The following is a 16,948-nucleotide window of genomic DNA, read 5'->3' as shown; positions in this document are numbered from 1 at the left end:
TCACCTCAGTTCGTAATTTGTATTTTGTTCGGAAGGGTCGAATGCCGATGCACTCTATGGCTGTTCGCGAAGAGGGTATCCCCTTAACCGTCGTGGGAGTGGTCCGGAATCTCCTGACTGGCATAGCTCAATGCGTCATCGAGAATGGCAAGACCGCGATCTAACTCCTCTGAGCGGATAGTGAGGGGCATTAGCGTGCGGATGACGTGACTGTCCATCCCGGCGCGCATCAAGATGAGCCCATGTTCATAAGCATACTGGGCAGTCAGATTGGCAACGGCACCACAAGGATGTGGAGTGTTCTTGGAACAGACCAATTCCAAGGCTGCCATTGCCCCAAGACCGCGCACTTCACCGACAATGTCTAGTCGGGCATGAAAGTCCTGAAACCGTCTTTGCACTCTATCGCCTATTTCACGGGCCCCACGAAGAAGAGTTTCGGGGGATTCCCACTCTTTCAGCACAGAGAGACATGCAGCCAGCGCAACCGGATTACCAGCGTAGGTTCCACCTAAACCTCCCGGCTCTGGCGCATCCATGATCTTTGAGATTCCAACGACTGCTGCTAGTGGCATTCCGGCGGCCAGCGACTTTCCCAGTGTCATCAAATCGGGTTCAATGCCCGATTGCTCAATGGCAAAAAGGGTTCCGGTTCGGCCGAAACCGGTTTGGATTTCGTCGGCAATCAGTAAAATACCATGGGCCGCGGTGATTTCTCGTAGCCGGGGCAAAAAATCCATTGGGGGTACAATAAAGCCGCCTTCGCCCGCCACTGGCTCGACGATGACCGCGGCCACTTCTTCGGCGGCAATTTCGGTGGCAAAGAGGTCTAGCAGCCGATCGGCCGCTTGTCGTCCAAAACGCGGCGACATCCCCAAGGGATCTCGATAGGAATAAGGATAGGGAATATGGTAGATTTCCGGAGCCATGGGACCAAAACCGGCCCGATACGGTTTCGTTTTACCAGTAAGCGTCATGGTGAGAAGGGTTCTACCGTGAAATCCATAGGTAAATGCCACGATAGCGTGTCTCTTAGTAGCGGTGCGGGCGATTTTTATCGCGTTTTCCACCGCCTCGGCACCGGAGTTAGTAAACAGAACTTTTTTGTCTGGAGGTCCGGGAACGATCGCTACTAACTTCTCCGCCGCTTCCACATAGAGATCGTACGGGAGAACGTTGATAGAGGTATGGATAAAGCGATTCAACTGTTTTGCCATGGCGTCTACGATGAGAGGCGAGCGATGTCCAAGATTTTGCACACCGATACCGCCGGCAAAATCAAGATACTGGTTACCGTCCACATCCCACACCACAGTGCCCTCAGCTTTGTCGACGTAAATTGGGGTCGCGCTTGCGAGTCCACGGGGAATGACTCGGTGACGTCGTTTGGCTAAGGCTTGTGACTTAGTGCCGGGAATGTCCATGATGACCTCCTTGATTTAAGTGGAACGTAGATCATATTGGCGATGCGTAAGCTAAGTAGAATATTCGGAGACAATAAACACTAATCCAGTATGTTCGGTATTTTCTCTCAAAGTCCCTTGGAAATGATGCACAGTTATGAAATAATTTTTTGTGCAATGTTCACAGCGGGGAGGCGATCTATGCTAACAGTGAGGGAATGTTTGGCGTTGTCAGAGTTAGAAAGCATGAGGGTAGTGGCGGGAGAGAGGGGACTCGATCGGGCTGTGGAATTTTGTCACGTTGTGGAGGAGCCTGATGTCGAAGCGTGGGTGAGGCCGGGATTGTTTGCGCTGAGTACCGGGCATCCCATCCATGGGGGCGAGACTGGTCGCCAATGGGTGGCCGCACTACAGACACATGGGGTATCAGCGCTCGCGGTGGCCTTGGGTCGCTATCTCTCGGAAATTCCCCAAGATATGCTGGAGGAGGCCAACGATCGGGACTTGCCTTTAATGGTCATTCCGTGGGAGATCCCGTTTCTGAGCATTTCGGCCGCTGTTCATCGGTGCCTGATTGACGAGCAGACCACCGTATTGAAGGACCTTATCACCATGCAACAAGAGATTACTGAGGCAGCATTAACTGCTCCCGCGCTCTCCCAGCTCATTGATAATATCCGCCATTTGACGGGTCGCTCTGTGAGTCTGGGGCGACGCCAATCTGGCCCAATGACGCGATTTCCTTTGCCATCTATGCCGGACTCTGCAGTTGTTCTTGACGCAAGCGGAGATCACGACGTAGATCGCTATATAGGTCGCCAGATTGCTTTGGTCACCAATCTCTTTATGCTACGGGCGGAAGTGGAGCGGCAATTGGAATGGGATGCTCGCTCCCGGTTTATCAGTAGGTTCTTACTCGCGGATTCAACGGAGTTGGGACATTCGCGCTATGAAAGTTGGCCATGGCATCTTGATTCCAGGCACAGTTATCGTATCATTGCTGTCACCTTACCCCTAGCGACTCTCCCAGGAACCTCCCGACCAAATCCGGACATGAGCCGTTTTCGTCTAGAGATTTGGGAACGGTTAAAGGTGTTTGATCCGTTTCTCACCGTCGATGATATCCATCAATTGCTTGTGGCGGTCGTGGACGAAGAGATTGGTGTTCCGAGTGATGTCGCAGAACGGCTCTCCTCGTTGCTCGAAGACAATCTTGAAGCCGCCGTGGTTGTCGCGCCAGCCATACGGCCGGACGATCTTGCGTCCCAGTACCAGTTGCTGGTGCGGTTAGTGCCTTTTGCTGAATGCGGTAAGGTAACTTTTATGGATACCATGATTTATCCGTTGGTGGTGTCGGGGTTGCCCGAAACATTTATGGCGGTTCTTCTGAGCATGACTTGGGATCGCATTAGCAACCAAACTCTTAAGGGCACGTTGAGGGTCTGGATCGAAGAAATGGGGAGTGTCACTGATACGGTCGCAAAACTTCAGATTCATCGCAACACGCTTAGAAATCGGCTGAATCAGATCGAGCAGCAATTGGGCCAACCTCTATCGCGAGAACTGATCATCCAACTACAGATCGCCTTGGACTGGCAGAGGGCACACCATACGACTCAATACTCCCACGATGCCGGTTCTTGAAAGTGGCTCAGCCTAGTGGCGATTTCTTATCGCGTGCGGTTGACGAGAATACAACGTGGGACATCGCACCACCAGGGCACGATGAGGGACGAAACGTACCGGGTCCCTGGCAAGTGTGCCAGGGATCCGTATAGGTTGAATAAGTCGGGAAAGGTGAAATGTTGGTAATGCCTCCTTGAACCGGTTTTGAGAATCCGATTTGCAGTATGATGGAGATAAAGAGGTATTGCTGTCGTTCAGAGGGATCCATATCGTATGAACGCAGCCAATCGATTTTTGGGTGAGGGTATGCCTTGCAAGAGCATGTAAGTAATCGACTGCGCACGAATGTCCGACGCATGGGGCGCATGTGGACCAGTCAGTTGCGAAAGAACGCCACCACGATTGGATCCGCAACTTTGGTCAGTCGTGTCCTAGGATATGTTCGGGAAATTTTTATGGCCTCATTTTTCGGAACCTCGATGGCCACTGACGCCTGGCTGATGGCGAGTGTGCTTCCGAATCTACTATTCGGTGCCCTCTACGGGGCCGTGGCGAACTTGGTTGTCCCACTCTATATTGAGGCTAAACGCCATCCCAGTGCAGCGTATGCGACCCAGTTTATTCAAGAGGTGTTTACGCTTTTAACTGCAATCTCAATCAGCCTGTCGCTAGTGGCTTACGTGGCCACGCCCATCATCGTCCATTTGTTGGCCCCAGGATTTTCAGGTCAGCAATATCTCCTCACGGTAAGCATGACGCGAATTATGTTGCCGACATTTCTGTTCTGGTTATGGGCAGGACTGTTCTCTTCGCTTCTGCAATCACTCGCCATCTATGGGCCTCCGGCATGGGCTCCTGTGCTATTAAATGTGGTGCGGATCACGTCCATCTTGGCTTTGAAGCAGTGGTTGGGCATTCGGGGCGTGGCGTGGGGATTTACGGCGGGTGTTGGCGTGCAAATTCTGATTATGGTAGGACCGATGTTGCGTCAAAACATTCATTTCCGTATTACCTGGTCTTTTTCCCATCCGTTAACTCGGCGCTTGGTGAAATTGGCTTTCCCGATTGTACTGACGTCATTGACCAGTTCATTGGGCATCATTGTTGACCGGATTTTTGCGTCCAGTTTGCCGGTAGGGACGATTGCAGCACTAAACTATAGCTATCTCATTGTGCAATTGCCACTTGGCATTGCGGTCACCCCCTTGGTGGTGCCCGTGTTTACTCGCCTTTCTCAGCATATTGCCCATGGGCGATTTGCGGATTGGCGCAAGACGCTAAACTTCGGAGCATTGATGCTTGGAGGGGCGATGGCGATACTGAGTTTATTGGTCATCTTAGGGAGAACGTGGATTATCCGGATTATTTATCACCACGGGGCCTTTAATCAACACTCTATTGCTCTGACTAGCGGCATTTTGCCTTTTTTCGCAATTGGCTTGGTGAGCATGGCGATTAATCAGTTAGTGGTGAAAGGACTGGTGTCATTACAGCGCACTCAGTCTCTGGCCTTATGGAGTCTCGTGTCGACCGCGACTAACGTGGTAGCTGATATTTTGTTGGTACATCCTTTGCAAGGTCGAGGGCTTGCTTTGGGAACCAGTCTTGCTGGCATCGCCTACACGATAGGGGTTGCCTGGAGCTTGCGACGGGTGGTAAAACAGAGGCAAAAAGAATGGTGGGCTCCCAAAGCTCTTAATTGATGGTGACGGCGATTGATCGTTGGAGAAGTGCACTACATCGGCTATGGGACGAAAGGTTTTGGCTTCGATGATATGCGTAGCATCGTCCTACCAGATTAAGGGTGTGAAAGAAGGGATGATATGGAAGAAAATCGGCATCAGCGTGTAAAAAGTAGTCAGCGGAAAGTCGTACTGCCGTGGCCCTGGGTTGTGGCTGGTATCGTCGCATTATTGCTCGCACTATATGGAGTCTTCGGGCTGACCCTATCGCTCCATATCCCTGACTCGCGTGCGGTGACGGTACCGGTGCGGAAGGAACCCGGCATTAGACCTTCTCCTAAAAAAGTAGAGAGTCCGAGGTCCGCTTCTGAAGAGCCCTAATAGGCTCGGAGTTCACTTCATGTCCGAATCAGGGTGGAAGCCGTCTGATGGCAGCCAACTTGCGTTTAGCTTCCCGATTTACGATGACTATTAATGAGGGAGTTACAGGCGGAAAAGAAAGCGTTGTTGGAGAATCGTATTGGCTTTTAACCACACCGATTATTGACATCGGTGTGGTAGACATTTACATTGTACTAGTACAATAGAGGAGTGAGCCGGGTGTTTTTGTTGCCAGGGGGGAATGAACCATTGTACCGCCAATTAGTTATGGCGGTTCAAGAAGACATCCGTCGCGGTATCTATCAACCTGGTGATAGGCTGCCTACAGTCCGTGCAGTGGCCGCAAGCTTAGTAGTCAATCCTAATACCGTGGCTCGTGCCTATCAAGAGCTAGAAAAGTCGGGCGTGATTGAGACGGTCATAGGACGAGGGTCATTTGTATTAGATACCACTCAGGAGGTTGGTCGGTGGAAGCACACCATTCTTGAGGGCATGCGGAAACTCTACGAATTGGGATGGACTGCGGGAGAGGTAAAACACTGGTGTCTTGAGGCGCTCCAAGCTATGGAAAGCGAGGAAAATTGACCATGGGGTCGGCATCGGCGGTGCGTTTGCAGAGTATCGGCAAGGAGTATGATGGCGTGTCCATCTTGAAGGACATATCGTGGGCTGTTCCAGTCGGACACATTGTCGGGCTCTTGGGATTGAACGGAGCAGGGAAAACAACCCTCTTACGCTTGCTCATGGGCATTGTGCGCCCCAGTGAAGGAAGTGGATGGATTGGTGACCATGATATTGTCGCTGATTCTCCAGCCATGCGTCAGCGTGTCGGTTATATTGCCGAAAGAAGTACTATACCAGCGTCCTTCACGGCCAATCGACTGGAGCGAATCGGCAGATCCGTATTTTCTTCGTGGGATAGCGGCGAGTTTGATCGCGTACTTAAACGTTTTTCCGTTCCTCGGGACAAGCGCGTCTACTTGATGAGTCAAGGGCAGCGGGTTCTCGTAGCGTTGGCCTTTGCACTAGCCCATCAGGCTGAACTCCTGTTGTTGGATGAACCGACCAACGGATTAGACCCTCTAGTGAGACGAGAATTCCTCATTCAGTTAATCGAAGGGGCGTATGATAACGGACGGACCGTGATTATGTCGTCGCATAGGATCGAGGAAATTCGCGATGTCGCACAGGATGTTGCTATTTTGCACAAAGGACGGTTAGTTACCGTTGGATCGCTTGAAACACTCTTAGAAGAGGACCATCTGGTAACGCTTAGACATCATGAGGAGGTGCTCGATTTAGCTCGACTTCCCGGTGCTCACCGTATCGTGTGCAGTGAGCAGCAAGCAACCGTATATGTTCGAGGATTCGACGAGACAAAGGTTCGCGCTTGGTTAGAGTACAGACGCATCGTGGATTGGACGCACTATCCCGTATCATTGGAGCAACTGTTTGAAGATCGGGTGGCTGACCATGTGGAATAAGGAGTTGTGGGAAGGGAGGTGGCGCGTACCCATTCTTACCGGGAGTGGATGGCTGATTGCGGTGATATTTCCGCTGTTGTTCGGACTCATTCATCCATCATCGTCACAGAGATTGCCCCACAGTATGTTGCTTTTACTTCAGTATCCGCATTTTGCCTACGGATGGTTTGGTGAGGATTTGCCGGAAATTCTTTTGGTCGCTGTGGTGGCTTGGGCGTATGGGAGCATCGCTCGAGAGTGGCAATCAGGTACCGTGGAATTTTTGGCGCAGTTGCCACTAACGCGGTGGCAAGTCGCTTGGCGAAAAGCGGTGATTGGCACAGGAGAGGTGGCGTTCATCGCTTGCTCTTCGAGCGCAGTATTGTGGTTAATGAGCCTTTTCACAGGACACTACCTACCTATTATTCCCTATGTGCTATCGGTGGTTTTGATCACGGTCGGATTTATTGGAGTGCTTTGGCTCATGAGTGCCGTCGTGTGGCTTTTACACAGTGGCTATTCGGTTATGGGGGTTGGACTAGGGATTTTTGTGTGGAGTGTGATTACGGCGAGTGTGCCCGCGATGGGCGTGTTCTCGCCATTAAAATATATCGCGAATACCTCTCCATATGCGCACCTGTCATTACTATGGGAACATTTAGCACTTGCTGTGGTGATGACGATAGGGGTGGGGCTCATCAGTCTTTGGGTGGCGGGAAATCAGGAATTTGTACCTTATCATGGGAGGGATCAACTATGAGTGATGCTATGGACGTGGTGACGGTAACAACACCGACGGTAGAACGAATGTCTGTGGTAAAGACACTGGGGACGGTCTTTGGGGTGGTGGTGAGAAGTCGTGGATTTGGGGGCAATGTTGTCGCAGGATTGCGTTCACTAGCCGGAGGGGAGATTAAGGAATATACGGAGATGCTGGAACAAGCGCGAGGCCATGCATTAGACCGGCTGAAGCAGAATGCCGCGGAACTCGGTGCTAATGGTGTCGTGGCCATGCGGTTCGATTCATCGGAATTAGGTCAAACCATGAGTGAAATTGTTGCCTACGGAACCGCAGTGATTTTGGAGCCGCGTGCAACCGGCATGGGTGCTCACGAATAGCGATTGATGTCGGCGGAACATCTTACGGTAGATGGTTCGGTGGCATCAAGATTGTATTGGAGGGCTGAATCAATGTCAAAGAGTCTTGAAGTGCAATGGCCATTAGAGTCGACCACGGTGTACGGGAGTATCGTCGTCCCTGACGGTGAAGGGCCGTTTCCCGCCGTGGTTATGGCCGCGGGTAGTGGTCCGACCGATCGAGAGTGGAATTCGCCATTGTTGCCTGGGGAAAATGGTAGTGCTCGGCTCTTGGCTGAGTCCCTAGCAGAACACGGATTTGCCACATTACGGTATGATAAGCGCGCTTCGGGAGCGCATGCGATGGAGAATATGCGTTCTCTAGCCGGCGCCTTAAGTATGAATTCGCACCGCGAGGAGTATGCGGGGGCAGTAGCAAAATTGGCATCCATGCCTTTTATACGACCCGAGGAGATTTTTGGATTGGGTAATAGTGAGGGGACCCTGCACGTTCTTCACTATCAGTTGGAAGAGCCCGCTATTCCTTTGGCAGGCATCATATTAGCCGCGCCTCCCGGCCGTCCGGTGGCAGTGGTTGCGCGTTCGCAATTGGCCGAGCAGGCACAAATGGTGTCCAATGGCGATGCCCTTTTGGCGTTATATGATGAAGCCATCGGGCGGTTTGAGAACGGGGAACCGGCGAGTCCCGATGCTGCGCTTCCGGAAGGCGTTCAAGCCCTCATTGCCTCACTGGAATCGCCGATGAATCTTCCGTTTTCGCGGGAATTGTGGCGAGAAAATACAGTGCCCTTGATTACGAAGATTGAGGTTCCGGTATTGGTGGTGATTGGGAAGAAGGATATTCAGGTAGATTGGCGGAGTGATGGTGAGCCGTTAGAGGTGGCCACCGCCGATATGCCCCATATCGCCTTTGTCTATCCGTCCAATGCCAATCATCTCTTAAAGTATGAATCAGTAGAACGGTCAGCATTAAGTGCTCCGGAGGTGGCTCGTCGCTACAATGCAGACGGTACGTCACTTGATCCAGAAGCACTGAGTAAGATAGTAGGTTGGCTTCGCTCGTGTACCAGACCATAGTGACCATGGTAGAGGACCATCAGAGGTACCGAGATATTGACGAGGACATGGGACAGAATATACCTCAACCGCTCGTGCGGAGCCTGTCGGAAGATCTGCCACTGAGTTTATCGAAAGGCGGACTTTGAGCTGATTCTTTCTTGATGGGTATAGAGGTGTCAATAGTGTATATTGCGATTTAATCCGGCCATGCTAAGGGAAAATCTGAGAGTGAGGACCCACATGAACGGAGCGGTGTTTCCTCAGGAAGAGATTCAGCGACTACTCACCATGTTGGAGACATGGACCGTTTCGCTGCAAGGCCAGGTTGCTCAAGCAGCCTTGGATCGCGGAGATGTGAAAGCGCTTATAACCATACTGGGGCAATATCGATCCACGGCTGCAGATTTGGTGGTGCAGACACTTCAAGGCGGATGTGTCATCTATCTGGGCGGACTCATCGAACAGAACCTTCTCGCCACCATTTTGACTGCGGGCAAACCGTTTCAAGAAATGATGCACTCGGGCCTCCTTCGCCACAAGCTTTCTGGCTGGCATCAGGTACTATATGCGGTATGGACGGGACAAGCGGTGTTTGTCGCAGATGGGGTGTCGGGGGCGGTATCGCTAGATGTCGCGAATCCTCCGCACCGTGCGGTCAACGAACCAGGAACGGAGCAGTCCATCCGCGGCTCACAAGAAGCGTTTGTGGAACCGAATGCCCTTAAGATCGCACAGGTCCGGGAGCGGTTACCCGAGCCGTCAGTCCATGTGGAGACAATCACGATCGGGACACGGTTTCCCTTGGCTTGTGCTCTTCTCTATGTGGAGGGATTGGCCTCCACCCAGGTGGTTAATACCGTACGAACGCGGCTGCAACAGCTATCAATCGACACGCCGACTAATGCCACGCGTATCGGGAGTCTCATTCGCGATGAACCCTGGGCTCTCTTTCCTACGGTACGATATAGCGAGCGAGTTGATTGGGTAACGCTACAATTGGCCAGTGGTAAGGTGGCTGTCGCGGTCAATGGGGATCCTTTTATGATTACGGTCCCGTGTAGCCTCGGGGATTTCTACCGAACTTCGGAGGATTATAGTGCGGCGTGGTATGACGCCTCGTTCGTTCGCGTTATTCGCCTGATGGCGTTTGCCTTTGGCGTCATGCTCCCCGGCTGGTATATTGCGCTCACGGAAGTGAATCCTGACCTCATCTCGCCCACCCTGTTTGATATCGTAGCCGGCAGCCACACGGGACTACCCTTTACTCCGTTTGTGGAAGTGGTAGTGATGATCTTAGTCATCGAGATTCTGCGCGAAGCGGCCGTGCGCTTACCCAAAGTGTTAGCGACGACCATCGGTACGGTGGGAGCGATCGTGGTGGGCACCGCGGTCATTAAGGCGGGATTTGTCAGCCCTCAGATTATTGTGCTTATGACCTTTACGGCACTTAGCCTCTTCAGCGTGCCGACATATGAACTCTTAGCCAGTTGGCGCCTGGTGAGCTGGGCTCTTTTATTGAGTGCTTTTGTGTTGGGGATTTACGGCATGGTTTTGGTGACCCTCTTGTTGTCGATTGAGTTACTGAGTTTGACCTCTTTTGGGACCCCCTATTTAGTACCATTTAGCCCGTGGCGTCCAAAAGATTTAACGAATTCGCTATGGAGAATTCCCTGGCGCCACTTGGGACGGCGTTTGACTGAGAGCCAAGCCACGGAACTGCAGTGGATGGACGACTTTTCGTGAGGAAGAAAAAGGCATTCGCTCTGGGCTTGGTTTGCCTGACACTATGTCTGGGAGGGTGCTGGGACCAACATCCGGTCGAAACGCGGGCCGCCGTCTCTGCCATCGGTATTGATCCCGGAAGTCGTCGCGGCACCGAAGACTATACATTTACCTTTCCGAATGTGACCGCGACGGCGGGAAGTTTGGCTACAACTCCCCAGTCGCAGGAGTTTTATACCGTTCACGTGACCGGTAGAAATCTTATTCAGGCACTCCTGGCGGCTCAACGAGAAGAGAGCCGGACGTTGTATTTAGGTCAAGTGCGAGTGCTGTGTCTGTCCACTCGTTTGGCACCGCAAACGTGGCGCTCGATACTGAACACCATGGCCGACTCCGGGCGATTTGTACTCACCACTTGGGTTGTTGGAGCGCAGCATGCAGGAGCGGTGGCAGCATTAGCGCCTCCAACCGAAGTCGTTCCCGAGGTTGCTGTATACAATGCGATGGTGTGTCGATGTCAAGCATTTCGCTGGCCTGGGCGCGCGTGGAGATTGTGGGACGCCGATGCTACGTCCGGAATCTCTCCCGCCGTGGTCATGATTGCGGCAAAGGGGGAACGATTCCGCTTGACACAGCTCGCAGTGATGGGATCGAATCGGATGGTCGCCTGGCCCGCCCAGGCGACGGCTGGCTGGGCGTATCTCACGGGTCGCGTGCTCAAAGATAGTATCAATATTGAGATGCAGCACGTGCCGCTGGTCGTGGGGCTCATTCGAGGCTCACGGAGATGGCAATTTTCGCGACACGGGCGTCAGGTGGTCATGCACGTGACACTCAATTATTCCGGGGTGGTGTTAGGGACTACCACACCATCTGACAGTATAGCCCGAGACCAGGAGGTCGAAAATGCCGCAGCAAAAGCTATTCTCAAACGAGTGGCAGCGGCATGGCAGGAGGCCAAAGAGACGCACACTGACCCCATGGGATGGCACCGCGCGGAATTGTGGGAACACTCCAAAGACGAGGGCGGCCCGCTATCGTGGAGAGGGTGGTCGGTGGTCACCACGGTTCATTTTCACTTACGGGAAGAGGGGGTCTTACAATAGCTGTGGAGCAGCTCAATCGGCTCAATCTCTTGTGGATCATGTCAGCGAGTATGCTCACGGCCGGACTCTTCATTTGGCCACTCTACATTGTGAAAGCAGCTGGGCAGAATGCCGGGTTGATATTAATGATGGCACTCGCCTGGGGAATCACCATTGCGCTCAGTGTCCCCGGAAAGAGTGGGCATCCGAAAGTCACATTGATGTTGGATGGAGTGGCGTTAGCCGGAGTGTGGCTTTTGGATGGTCTCTTGCTAAACCAACTAGGCGGCATGTTACAAATGTTCTATTACTTCAATACACCTCGATGGGCCTTGATGGCGCCGTTGCTATGCACGGTATGGTGGGCGGTCAATCGGTCTGCGTCGACAGCCTGGCGTCTGAGCCAATTCTGGGTGCCCATTCTCTTGGTCGTGTCGTTCGGGCTCTTTGCCTTGGCGAGCCTGAATGTCCATCATCCTCGGGTTCTCTTTCCAAACCAGGTCATCGCGATTTTTCCCCTTATTCACGGACTACGCGCCATGGCGTATATGGGTCTTCCACTGGGCCTGACGTTGCGCCGCATCGGCGCGCGCTTGGCCGAGCCGCCATCGGCCAAGTGGCGGGTGCTGGCTGTAGGATTGCCGTGGGTATTTTTGGTTGCACTGTATGCTGTGGCAATGGGATCACTCGGACCTGATGGGATTATTGCTAGCCGTTGGCCGGTGGTGATGACGATGGAAAACGTCACATTGGACAGTACCTTTTTCCTGTCACGTGTGGGAATCGTGGTTGTATTTACGTGGACCCTCGGCGTCACGTTGGGGCTCATTATTCATCTTAGAATCGGATTGATGCTAAAACCCCTGACGCTTCATTGGCGCCAGGGACTGACTGCTGCTGCAGTGGTTCTTTGGGGGGGTATTGCGCTCGCCATCACCTCCCCTCAAACATCGAGTCGATTTTTAGTGAAGGGGTTCGACCCGCTGGCGGGATATTATTTAGTCATGGAACTGGCCGTGCTTTGGGCATTACGCGCACTTTTCTATTTTCGTTCGCGTCCAAGGTTGGATACAGCGCAGTAGGCCAATCTGGCGTGCTACCCAGCACAGCACGACAACTTGGTGATGTCGGTATCAAAACCCAGGGCTGCTAGCTTCAACCCTTCCGACATCGTAAGATATGGTGCCAGGGTATTCGTTAAATCGGTAATGGTCAGTCGATGATTAATCGCGAGTACCATGGAATAGATGAGATCTCCAGCATTTTCGGCGACCACTTGGGCCCCGCGGATGCGCCCGGTATCAATCTCGGCTACTAATTTGATGACTCCTTGAGTATCACGGTTCACCAGGGCTCGAGGCACAGCAGAAAGCGGCAAAATCGAAGATTTTACCGGGATGCCCTGGTGCTCTGCTTCTCCTTGGGTGAGTCCCACAGACGCTATGGCAGGCTGTGTAAAAGTGACCGTGGGCACCACCTCCAAATTGAGGGTTGCGGGTGAGGGAGTGAGTCCAAGCGCATTTTGCGCGGCGATTTTTCCTTCATAGGCGGCCACGTACACAAATTGGGGACCCAAGGTGACATCTCCCGCCAAGTATATGCGCGGATTGCTGGTCTTTAAATGAGCATCAAAGAGTGGCTGATTATGCACGTCCATGTCAACTCGTGCAGCGGAAAGATTGAGCGCCTCAATATTGGCATCTCGACCCGCCGCGACCAACAATGCATCGCCATGAATCACTTGCTCTCTTCCCTTTACAGTGAGAACCACGTTGATATCTTGTGCCTTTCCTGCCACACGTTGGTATTGCGCTCCCGAGATAATATTGATTTTGGCGTCATTGAGCATCTTGGTAATGACTTCACGCACCTCGACATCATAAGTTGGCATCAGTTCTTTTCCGCGCTGAATCAAGGTGACTTTTGATCCCAGACGACGAAACAATTGTCCTAATTCCATCGCGATATAGCCCGAACCGATGACAATGAGATGGCGCGGCGGTTCAGATAGGTTGAGTATGGATGTGCTTGTCATGTACGGGATATCAGCTAATCCCGCAATTCTTGGGATATGCGGGCGAGCGCCTGTGGCGATGATGTAGCGGTCTCCTTTAATGATGCGATCGCCGACGACGAGGGACTGATCGTCTAGGAATCGCGCTTCACCTGAGATGAGGTCAATGTGATATTCACGAATGAGATTGGCGTACTTTTCTTGGCGCATCACGTTCACGAGAGCGTCTTTTTCTTTCACTAGGGTGCTCAAGTCCGGTCTTTCGGCGCTAGTTCTTAAACCCAGAAACGGGTTGTGTGACGCTTGGTGATGTACCTCGGCTGCGCGCAGGAGGGCTTTCGATGGAATACAACCCACATTGACACAGGTCCCCCCCAGCGTATCGCGTTCAATGATGGCTACCCGCGCACCCGCACCGCGAGCTTCGATGGCTGCCGCAAAGGCTGCGCTTCCGGATCCCACGATGACTAAGTCATAGTCAAAAGCCGGATTAGGTAGCACCTCTTGGACCGGGAATGACTGATTTTGTCGAATACCCACCACATGATAACCTATTTTTTCTACGGCGAGGCGTGCTTCGTGGTAGGCGACATCCGCGCTCGCAACAAACGTGGCCTCGCCACGATGAAAATTGGCGTGGATATCTTCAGCGCCACAGAGCGCGAGTGCCTGACTAATGTGGAATTCACAGTCACTACACGTCATTCCATCAATCGTCATCTCATAGTGTTGGGTACTGGACACGATATCTTCCTCCGTTATCGATTCATGGTACCGAATCTCTCTATCAGGGCAGTTGAAAGGGAAATGTATTCACCGTACTTTACAAATTATTTGTCACGGATGCCGGCTGACGATGGTACAGCTTGCCACTGCTGTCCAATGGTCGCCGAAGATGGCAGCGCCGAGGTCCAATAGCGTATGAACGCGCTCATCCGCTAATCGGTAGTATACATAGCGCCCTCGAGGCTCCGTGGTGACCAAGCCGCAGTTCTTGAGGCAAGCAAGATGATTCGACAAGTGACCCTGTCCCACTTTGAGATGACTTACCAACTGCCCCACATTAAGGTTACCTTCTCTGCGTAGAGCTTCTAATACCTGCAAGCGGATCGGATGACCTAAAGCCTGCCAAAAGTCAGCCCACAATGGATAGTTCTGGATAGTATAGTCGTTCATTGGATACCTCCACGCGCTCATATTCTGATATTACAATATGATGGGGTTATAATCAATCTGATGGAAAGGCGCTGCCAGATGTGACTGCCTCAAGTACACTCTACAGAGCGTCTAAATGATAGGGCGACAATCGTGATGGTAGAGAAACCAGGCTGGGACTTTAAATCGTGCCGTGTGGCGTTCGGACAAGGTGAGGGTGCATCTTGTACCCCCAGCGTTTTATGCGATCTCCTCAAGGTCTGTCTTCGCCTTTAATGGACTCAATGCCTGTAAATTGTCATGGATAGGGAGGGCCATAATCGGCCTCTATTGGGATTAGAGGACATAGGACCTTGCACCGCTTCATGATCGGGGAGTAACCCTTTCACTAATTGGTTGACTATCATCGGGTTTCGACGTCGCGTCCTTTGAGCCACGGTCACCGTTGCCTCGGCTGAGAACGGCGCCCTGTTTGTGGAGAGAACCACTCACCAAGGTGCAGTGACTGTTGGAGCGTCCGGGACAGCATTTACATTTTGTTGCATTAATCTGCGTGTAGTTTTCGGATTTCCGGATGGTCTGCGAAATCCCATTCCCACGGGGCCAAAAGAAGTGGCACGTTGGAGTTGCGGATACAAATCATTCCAGAGTGCGATGACTTCTAATGGGAATACCAATTCACGGAGGTGAAGTATTTTATGGCAAAACCGCATATTGTGGTGCTTGGTTCCAATTTCGCTGGATTGGGAGTGGCGCAGGAATTGCGTCAAAAAACGCAGGACAACACGGATATTACGGTCATCGATCGAAAGCCCTACTTGTTGTTTGTACCGAATATTGGTATCGAGGTATTAGAAAATCGTAATCCACTGTATTCTATGCAGATGCCTCTCCTCCCCGCCATGCAAGAGGACAATCTAAACTTTATCTTAGGCGATGTCCACTCGATCGACGTAGAACGACAAGTCGTAGAATTCATGCCTACGGAAAGATTGGGCAGTGCAGTGGCTCAAGTTCACTATGACTACTTGGTCGTAGCTTTGGGCGCGCGATTAGCCTATGACCAAATCGAAGGGTTTGCGGAATTCGGGCACACCGTCAGTGATACCTATTACGGCAATCAATTGCGACGCTATCTATACGGGCAATACCAAGGAGGACCAGTGGCCGTAGGATCCGCCCACTTTCACCAAGGGAGCTACTCTACGCAATATGTCCCTAGCGCAGACGCCGGTTGTGAAGGACCACCGATTGAGGTCATGTTGAGCATGGGCAATTGGTTAAAGTCACATCACTATGGGGGGCCGGAAAATGTTTCTGTCTTTACTCCGGCCGAGTGGATTGCCGAAGATGCCGGGATGGGCATCGTTCATGGTCTCCTCAAAATCGCTGGTGATATGGGATATCACTATGTTAATAAGACCGGAGACATCAAGCGTCTGACCAAAGACGGCATTGAATTTATTCATGGGCCGTCCATTGAAGCGGAGCTCAAGATTATTTTTCCGGATTGGGTTGCTCATCCGTTTCTTCACGATCTCCCTATTTCCGACGATGTGGGCTTCATCGAAACCGATATGACGATGCGTAATCCCAAATATTCTAATGTCTTTGCATGCGGCGATGCCGCGGCCGTCACCGTTCCTAAGTTAGGCATTTTAGCACACCGGGAAGCGGAAGTCGTAGCGCAACAAATTAGTCACGATTTAGGATTAATTCGCCTAGGCACAGATGAGGGTAAGTTCATACCTATTGTCGATTGTATTGGAGACATGGGAGCCAATGAAGCCTTCTATATTAGTTCAAACACCTGGTACGGGGGAGACCGAGAGATTTTCCGTATGGGTCGAATACCCTTCCTCTTAAAATTGCAATACAAAAATATGTTCTTTCGCACTAATGGAAAGGTGCCACCGTGGGGACTGCCCGCTGCGGACCTGTTTGCCGAACTTCTGGGAAGGAGTGTGCCATGATGGCGTCTGGTACACACGCGGTGTGCCCATTATCTGAAGAGCAGTGGCAGGGCATTGCGAAACTGGGCGAGTGGGTCAATGTTGTCCATGAGGCCTTGGAGGGACCTCTTGGGAGCGTGGCGATTGACTATGTCGAACATGCCGCAAATATTGTTCCATCGGACACCTTGTCCGCTGTTGAAGAAACCCTCACTATGCTTGTTGAATGGTCAAAAGATGGGACCCTACGACGTATCCACACCGCGGTCGCCCTCATTTCCTCGATGTTCTCGGAAGAGAACGTCAAT

At 52.1% G+C, this 16,948-nt stretch carries 17 protein-coding genes; 14 read left to right on the top strand and 3 right to left on the bottom strand.

Annotation, left to right across the window (positions count from 1 at the left end; translation table 11 throughout):
• Positions 1-83 precede the first annotated feature (83 nt).
• Positions 84-1,424, bottom strand: a complete 1,341-nt coding sequence (gene gabT, locus ACOJWD_RS11540; protein ID WP_486993382.1) for a 4-aminobutyrate--2-oxoglutarate transaminase — start codon at positions 1,422-1,424, stop codon at positions 84-86.
• Positions 1,425-1,604: 180 nt separating this feature from the next.
• On the opposite strand from gabT, the gene ACOJWD_RS11535 reads away from it, so the two are divergent.
• From ACOJWD_RS11535 to ACOJWD_RS11480, 12 genes are all read left to right on the top strand, one after another.
• Positions 1,605-3,047: a PucR family transcriptional regulator gene (locus tag ACOJWD_RS11535; protein WP_486993381.1), complete on the top strand. Its 1,443-nt coding sequence runs from the start codon at positions 1,605-1,607 to the stop codon at positions 3,045-3,047.
• A gap of 293 nt (positions 3,048-3,340) precedes the next feature.
• Positions 3,341-4,732 (top strand): murein biosynthesis integral membrane protein MurJ, encoded by a 1,392-nt coding sequence (gene murJ / locus ACOJWD_RS11530; protein WP_486993380.1) that lies wholly within the window; start codon positions 3,341-3,343, stop codon positions 4,730-4,732.
• A 120-nt stretch (positions 4,733-4,852) separates the two neighbouring features.
• The gene (locus ACOJWD_RS11525) at positions 4,853-5,092 is read left to right on the top strand and encodes a hypothetical protein (protein WP_486993379.1); all 240 of its coding nucleotides are present in this window, start codon (positions 4,853-4,855) and stop codon (positions 5,090-5,092) included.
• Positions 5,093-5,139: 47 nt separating this feature from the next.
• Complete coding sequence (locus ACOJWD_RS11520; protein WP_486993378.1) at positions 5,140-5,298, top strand: hypothetical protein; 159 nt, start codon at positions 5,140-5,142, stop codon at positions 5,296-5,298.
• Between the two features lie 13 nt (positions 5,299-5,311).
• The gene (locus tag ACOJWD_RS11515) at positions 5,312-5,677 is read left to right on the top strand and encodes a GntR family transcriptional regulator (protein ID WP_486993377.1); all 366 of its coding nucleotides are present in this window, start codon (positions 5,312-5,314) and stop codon (positions 5,675-5,677) included.
• A gap of 2 nt (positions 5,678-5,679) precedes the next feature.
• Positions 5,680-6,576, top strand: a complete 897-nt coding sequence (locus ACOJWD_RS11510) for an ABC transporter ATP-binding protein (protein ID WP_486993376.1) — start codon at positions 5,680-5,682, stop codon at positions 6,574-6,576.
• Positions 6,566-7,315: a hypothetical protein gene (locus tag ACOJWD_RS11505; RefSeq protein WP_486993375.1), complete on the top strand. Its 750-nt coding sequence runs from the start codon at positions 6,566-6,568 to the stop codon at positions 7,313-7,315. Before ACOJWD_RS11510 ends, ACOJWD_RS11505 begins: the two co-directional genes overlap by 11 nt.
• A gap of 14 nt (positions 7,316-7,329) precedes the next feature.
• Complete coding sequence (locus tag ACOJWD_RS11500; RefSeq protein WP_486993404.1) at positions 7,330-7,674, top strand: heavy metal-binding domain-containing protein; 345 nt, start codon at positions 7,330-7,332, stop codon at positions 7,672-7,674.
• Between the two features lie 72 nt (positions 7,675-7,746).
• Positions 7,747-8,730 (top strand): alpha/beta hydrolase family protein, encoded by a 984-nt coding sequence (locus tag ACOJWD_RS11495; protein WP_486993374.1) that lies wholly within the window; start codon positions 7,747-7,749, stop codon positions 8,728-8,730.
• Between the two features lie 222 nt (positions 8,731-8,952).
• A complete protein-coding gene (locus ACOJWD_RS11490) occupies positions 8,953-10,455 on the top strand; it encodes a spore germination protein (protein ID WP_486993373.1) in 1,503 nt (500 codons plus the stop codon).
• Positions 10,452-11,540 (top strand): Ger(x)C family spore germination protein, encoded by a 1,089-nt coding sequence (locus ACOJWD_RS11485; RefSeq protein ID WP_486993372.1) that lies wholly within the window; start codon positions 10,452-10,454, stop codon positions 11,538-11,540. Before ACOJWD_RS11490 ends, ACOJWD_RS11485 begins: the two co-directional genes overlap by 4 nt.
• 2 nt (positions 11,541-11,542) lie before the next feature.
• Positions 11,543-12,601, top strand: a complete 1,059-nt coding sequence (locus ACOJWD_RS11480) for a GerAB/ArcD/ProY family transporter (protein ID WP_486993371.1) — start codon at positions 11,543-11,545, stop codon at positions 12,599-12,601.
• Positions 12,602-12,615: 14 nt separating this feature from the next.
• On the opposite strand, the gene merA is transcribed toward ACOJWD_RS11480, so the two are convergent.
• Together merA and ACOJWD_RS11470 are read right to left on the bottom strand one after the other, a co-directional pair.
• Positions 12,616-14,277: a mercury(II) reductase gene (merA, locus tag ACOJWD_RS11475; RefSeq protein ID WP_486993370.1), complete on the bottom strand. Its 1,662-nt coding sequence runs from the start codon at positions 14,275-14,277 to the stop codon at positions 12,616-12,618.
• Positions 14,278-14,370: 93 nt separating this feature from the next.
• The gene (locus tag ACOJWD_RS11470) at positions 14,371-14,709 is read right to left on the bottom strand and encodes an ArsR/SmtB family transcription factor (RefSeq protein WP_486993369.1); all 339 of its coding nucleotides are present in this window, start codon (positions 14,707-14,709) and stop codon (positions 14,371-14,373) included.
• A 677-nt stretch (positions 14,710-15,386) separates the two neighbouring features.
• On the opposite strand from ACOJWD_RS11470, the gene ACOJWD_RS11465 reads away from it, so the two are divergent.
• Both ACOJWD_RS11465 and ACOJWD_RS11460 read left to right on the top strand, forming a co-directional pair.
• Complete coding sequence (locus tag ACOJWD_RS11465; RefSeq protein ID WP_486993368.1) at positions 15,387-16,661, top strand: NAD(P)/FAD-dependent oxidoreductase; 1,275 nt, start codon at positions 15,387-15,389, stop codon at positions 16,659-16,661.
• On the top strand, positions 16,661-16,948 hold a 288-nt coding region (locus ACOJWD_RS11460; RefSeq protein WP_486993367.1), incomplete at its 3' end, for a hypothetical protein. The genes ACOJWD_RS11465 and ACOJWD_RS11460, both read left to right, overlap by 1 nt.

This window comes from Sulfobacillus sp. TH-112 (assembly GCF_057473405.1).
This window is presented reverse-complemented; position numbering and strand designations above follow the sequence as displayed.

What these genes read in the sequence shown, in the direction of transcription:
- gabT (WP_486993382.1), bottom strand. Translation starts at nt 1,424, where the DNA reads ATGGACATTCCCGGCACTAAGTCACAAGCCTTAGCCAAACGACGTCAC.
- ACOJWD_RS11535 (WP_486993381.1), top strand. Translation starts at nt 1,605, where the DNA reads ATGCTAACAGTGAGGGAATGTTTGGCGTTGTCAGAGTTAGAAAGCATG.
- ACOJWD_RS11525 (WP_486993379.1), top strand. Translation starts at nt 4,853, where the DNA reads ATGGAAGAAAATCGGCATCAGCGTGTAAAAAGTAGTCAGCGGAAAGTC.
- ACOJWD_RS11520 (WP_486993378.1), top strand. Translation starts at nt 5,140, where the DNA reads ATGGCAGCCAACTTGCGTTTAGCTTCCCGATTTACGATGACTATTAAT.
- ACOJWD_RS11510 (WP_486993376.1), top strand. Translation starts at nt 5,680, where the DNA reads ATGGGGTCGGCATCGGCGGTGCGTTTGCAGAGTATCGGCAAGGAGTAT.
- ACOJWD_RS11505 (WP_486993375.1), top strand. Translation starts at nt 6,566, where the DNA reads ATGTGGAATAAGGAGTTGTGGGAAGGGAGGTGGCGCGTACCCATTCTT.
- ACOJWD_RS11495 (WP_486993374.1), top strand. Translation starts at nt 7,747, where the DNA reads ATGTCAAAGAGTCTTGAAGTGCAATGGCCATTAGAGTCGACCACGGTG.
- ACOJWD_RS11490 (WP_486993373.1), top strand. Translation starts at nt 8,953, where the DNA reads ATGAACGGAGCGGTGTTTCCTCAGGAAGAGATTCAGCGACTACTCACC.
- ACOJWD_RS11470 (WP_486993369.1), bottom strand. Translation starts at nt 14,709, where the DNA reads ATGAACGACTATACTATCCAGAACTATCCATTGTGGGCTGACTTTTGG.
- ACOJWD_RS11465 (WP_486993368.1), top strand. Translation starts at nt 15,387, where the DNA reads ATGGCAAAACCGCATATTGTGGTGCTTGGTTCCAATTTCGCTGGATTG.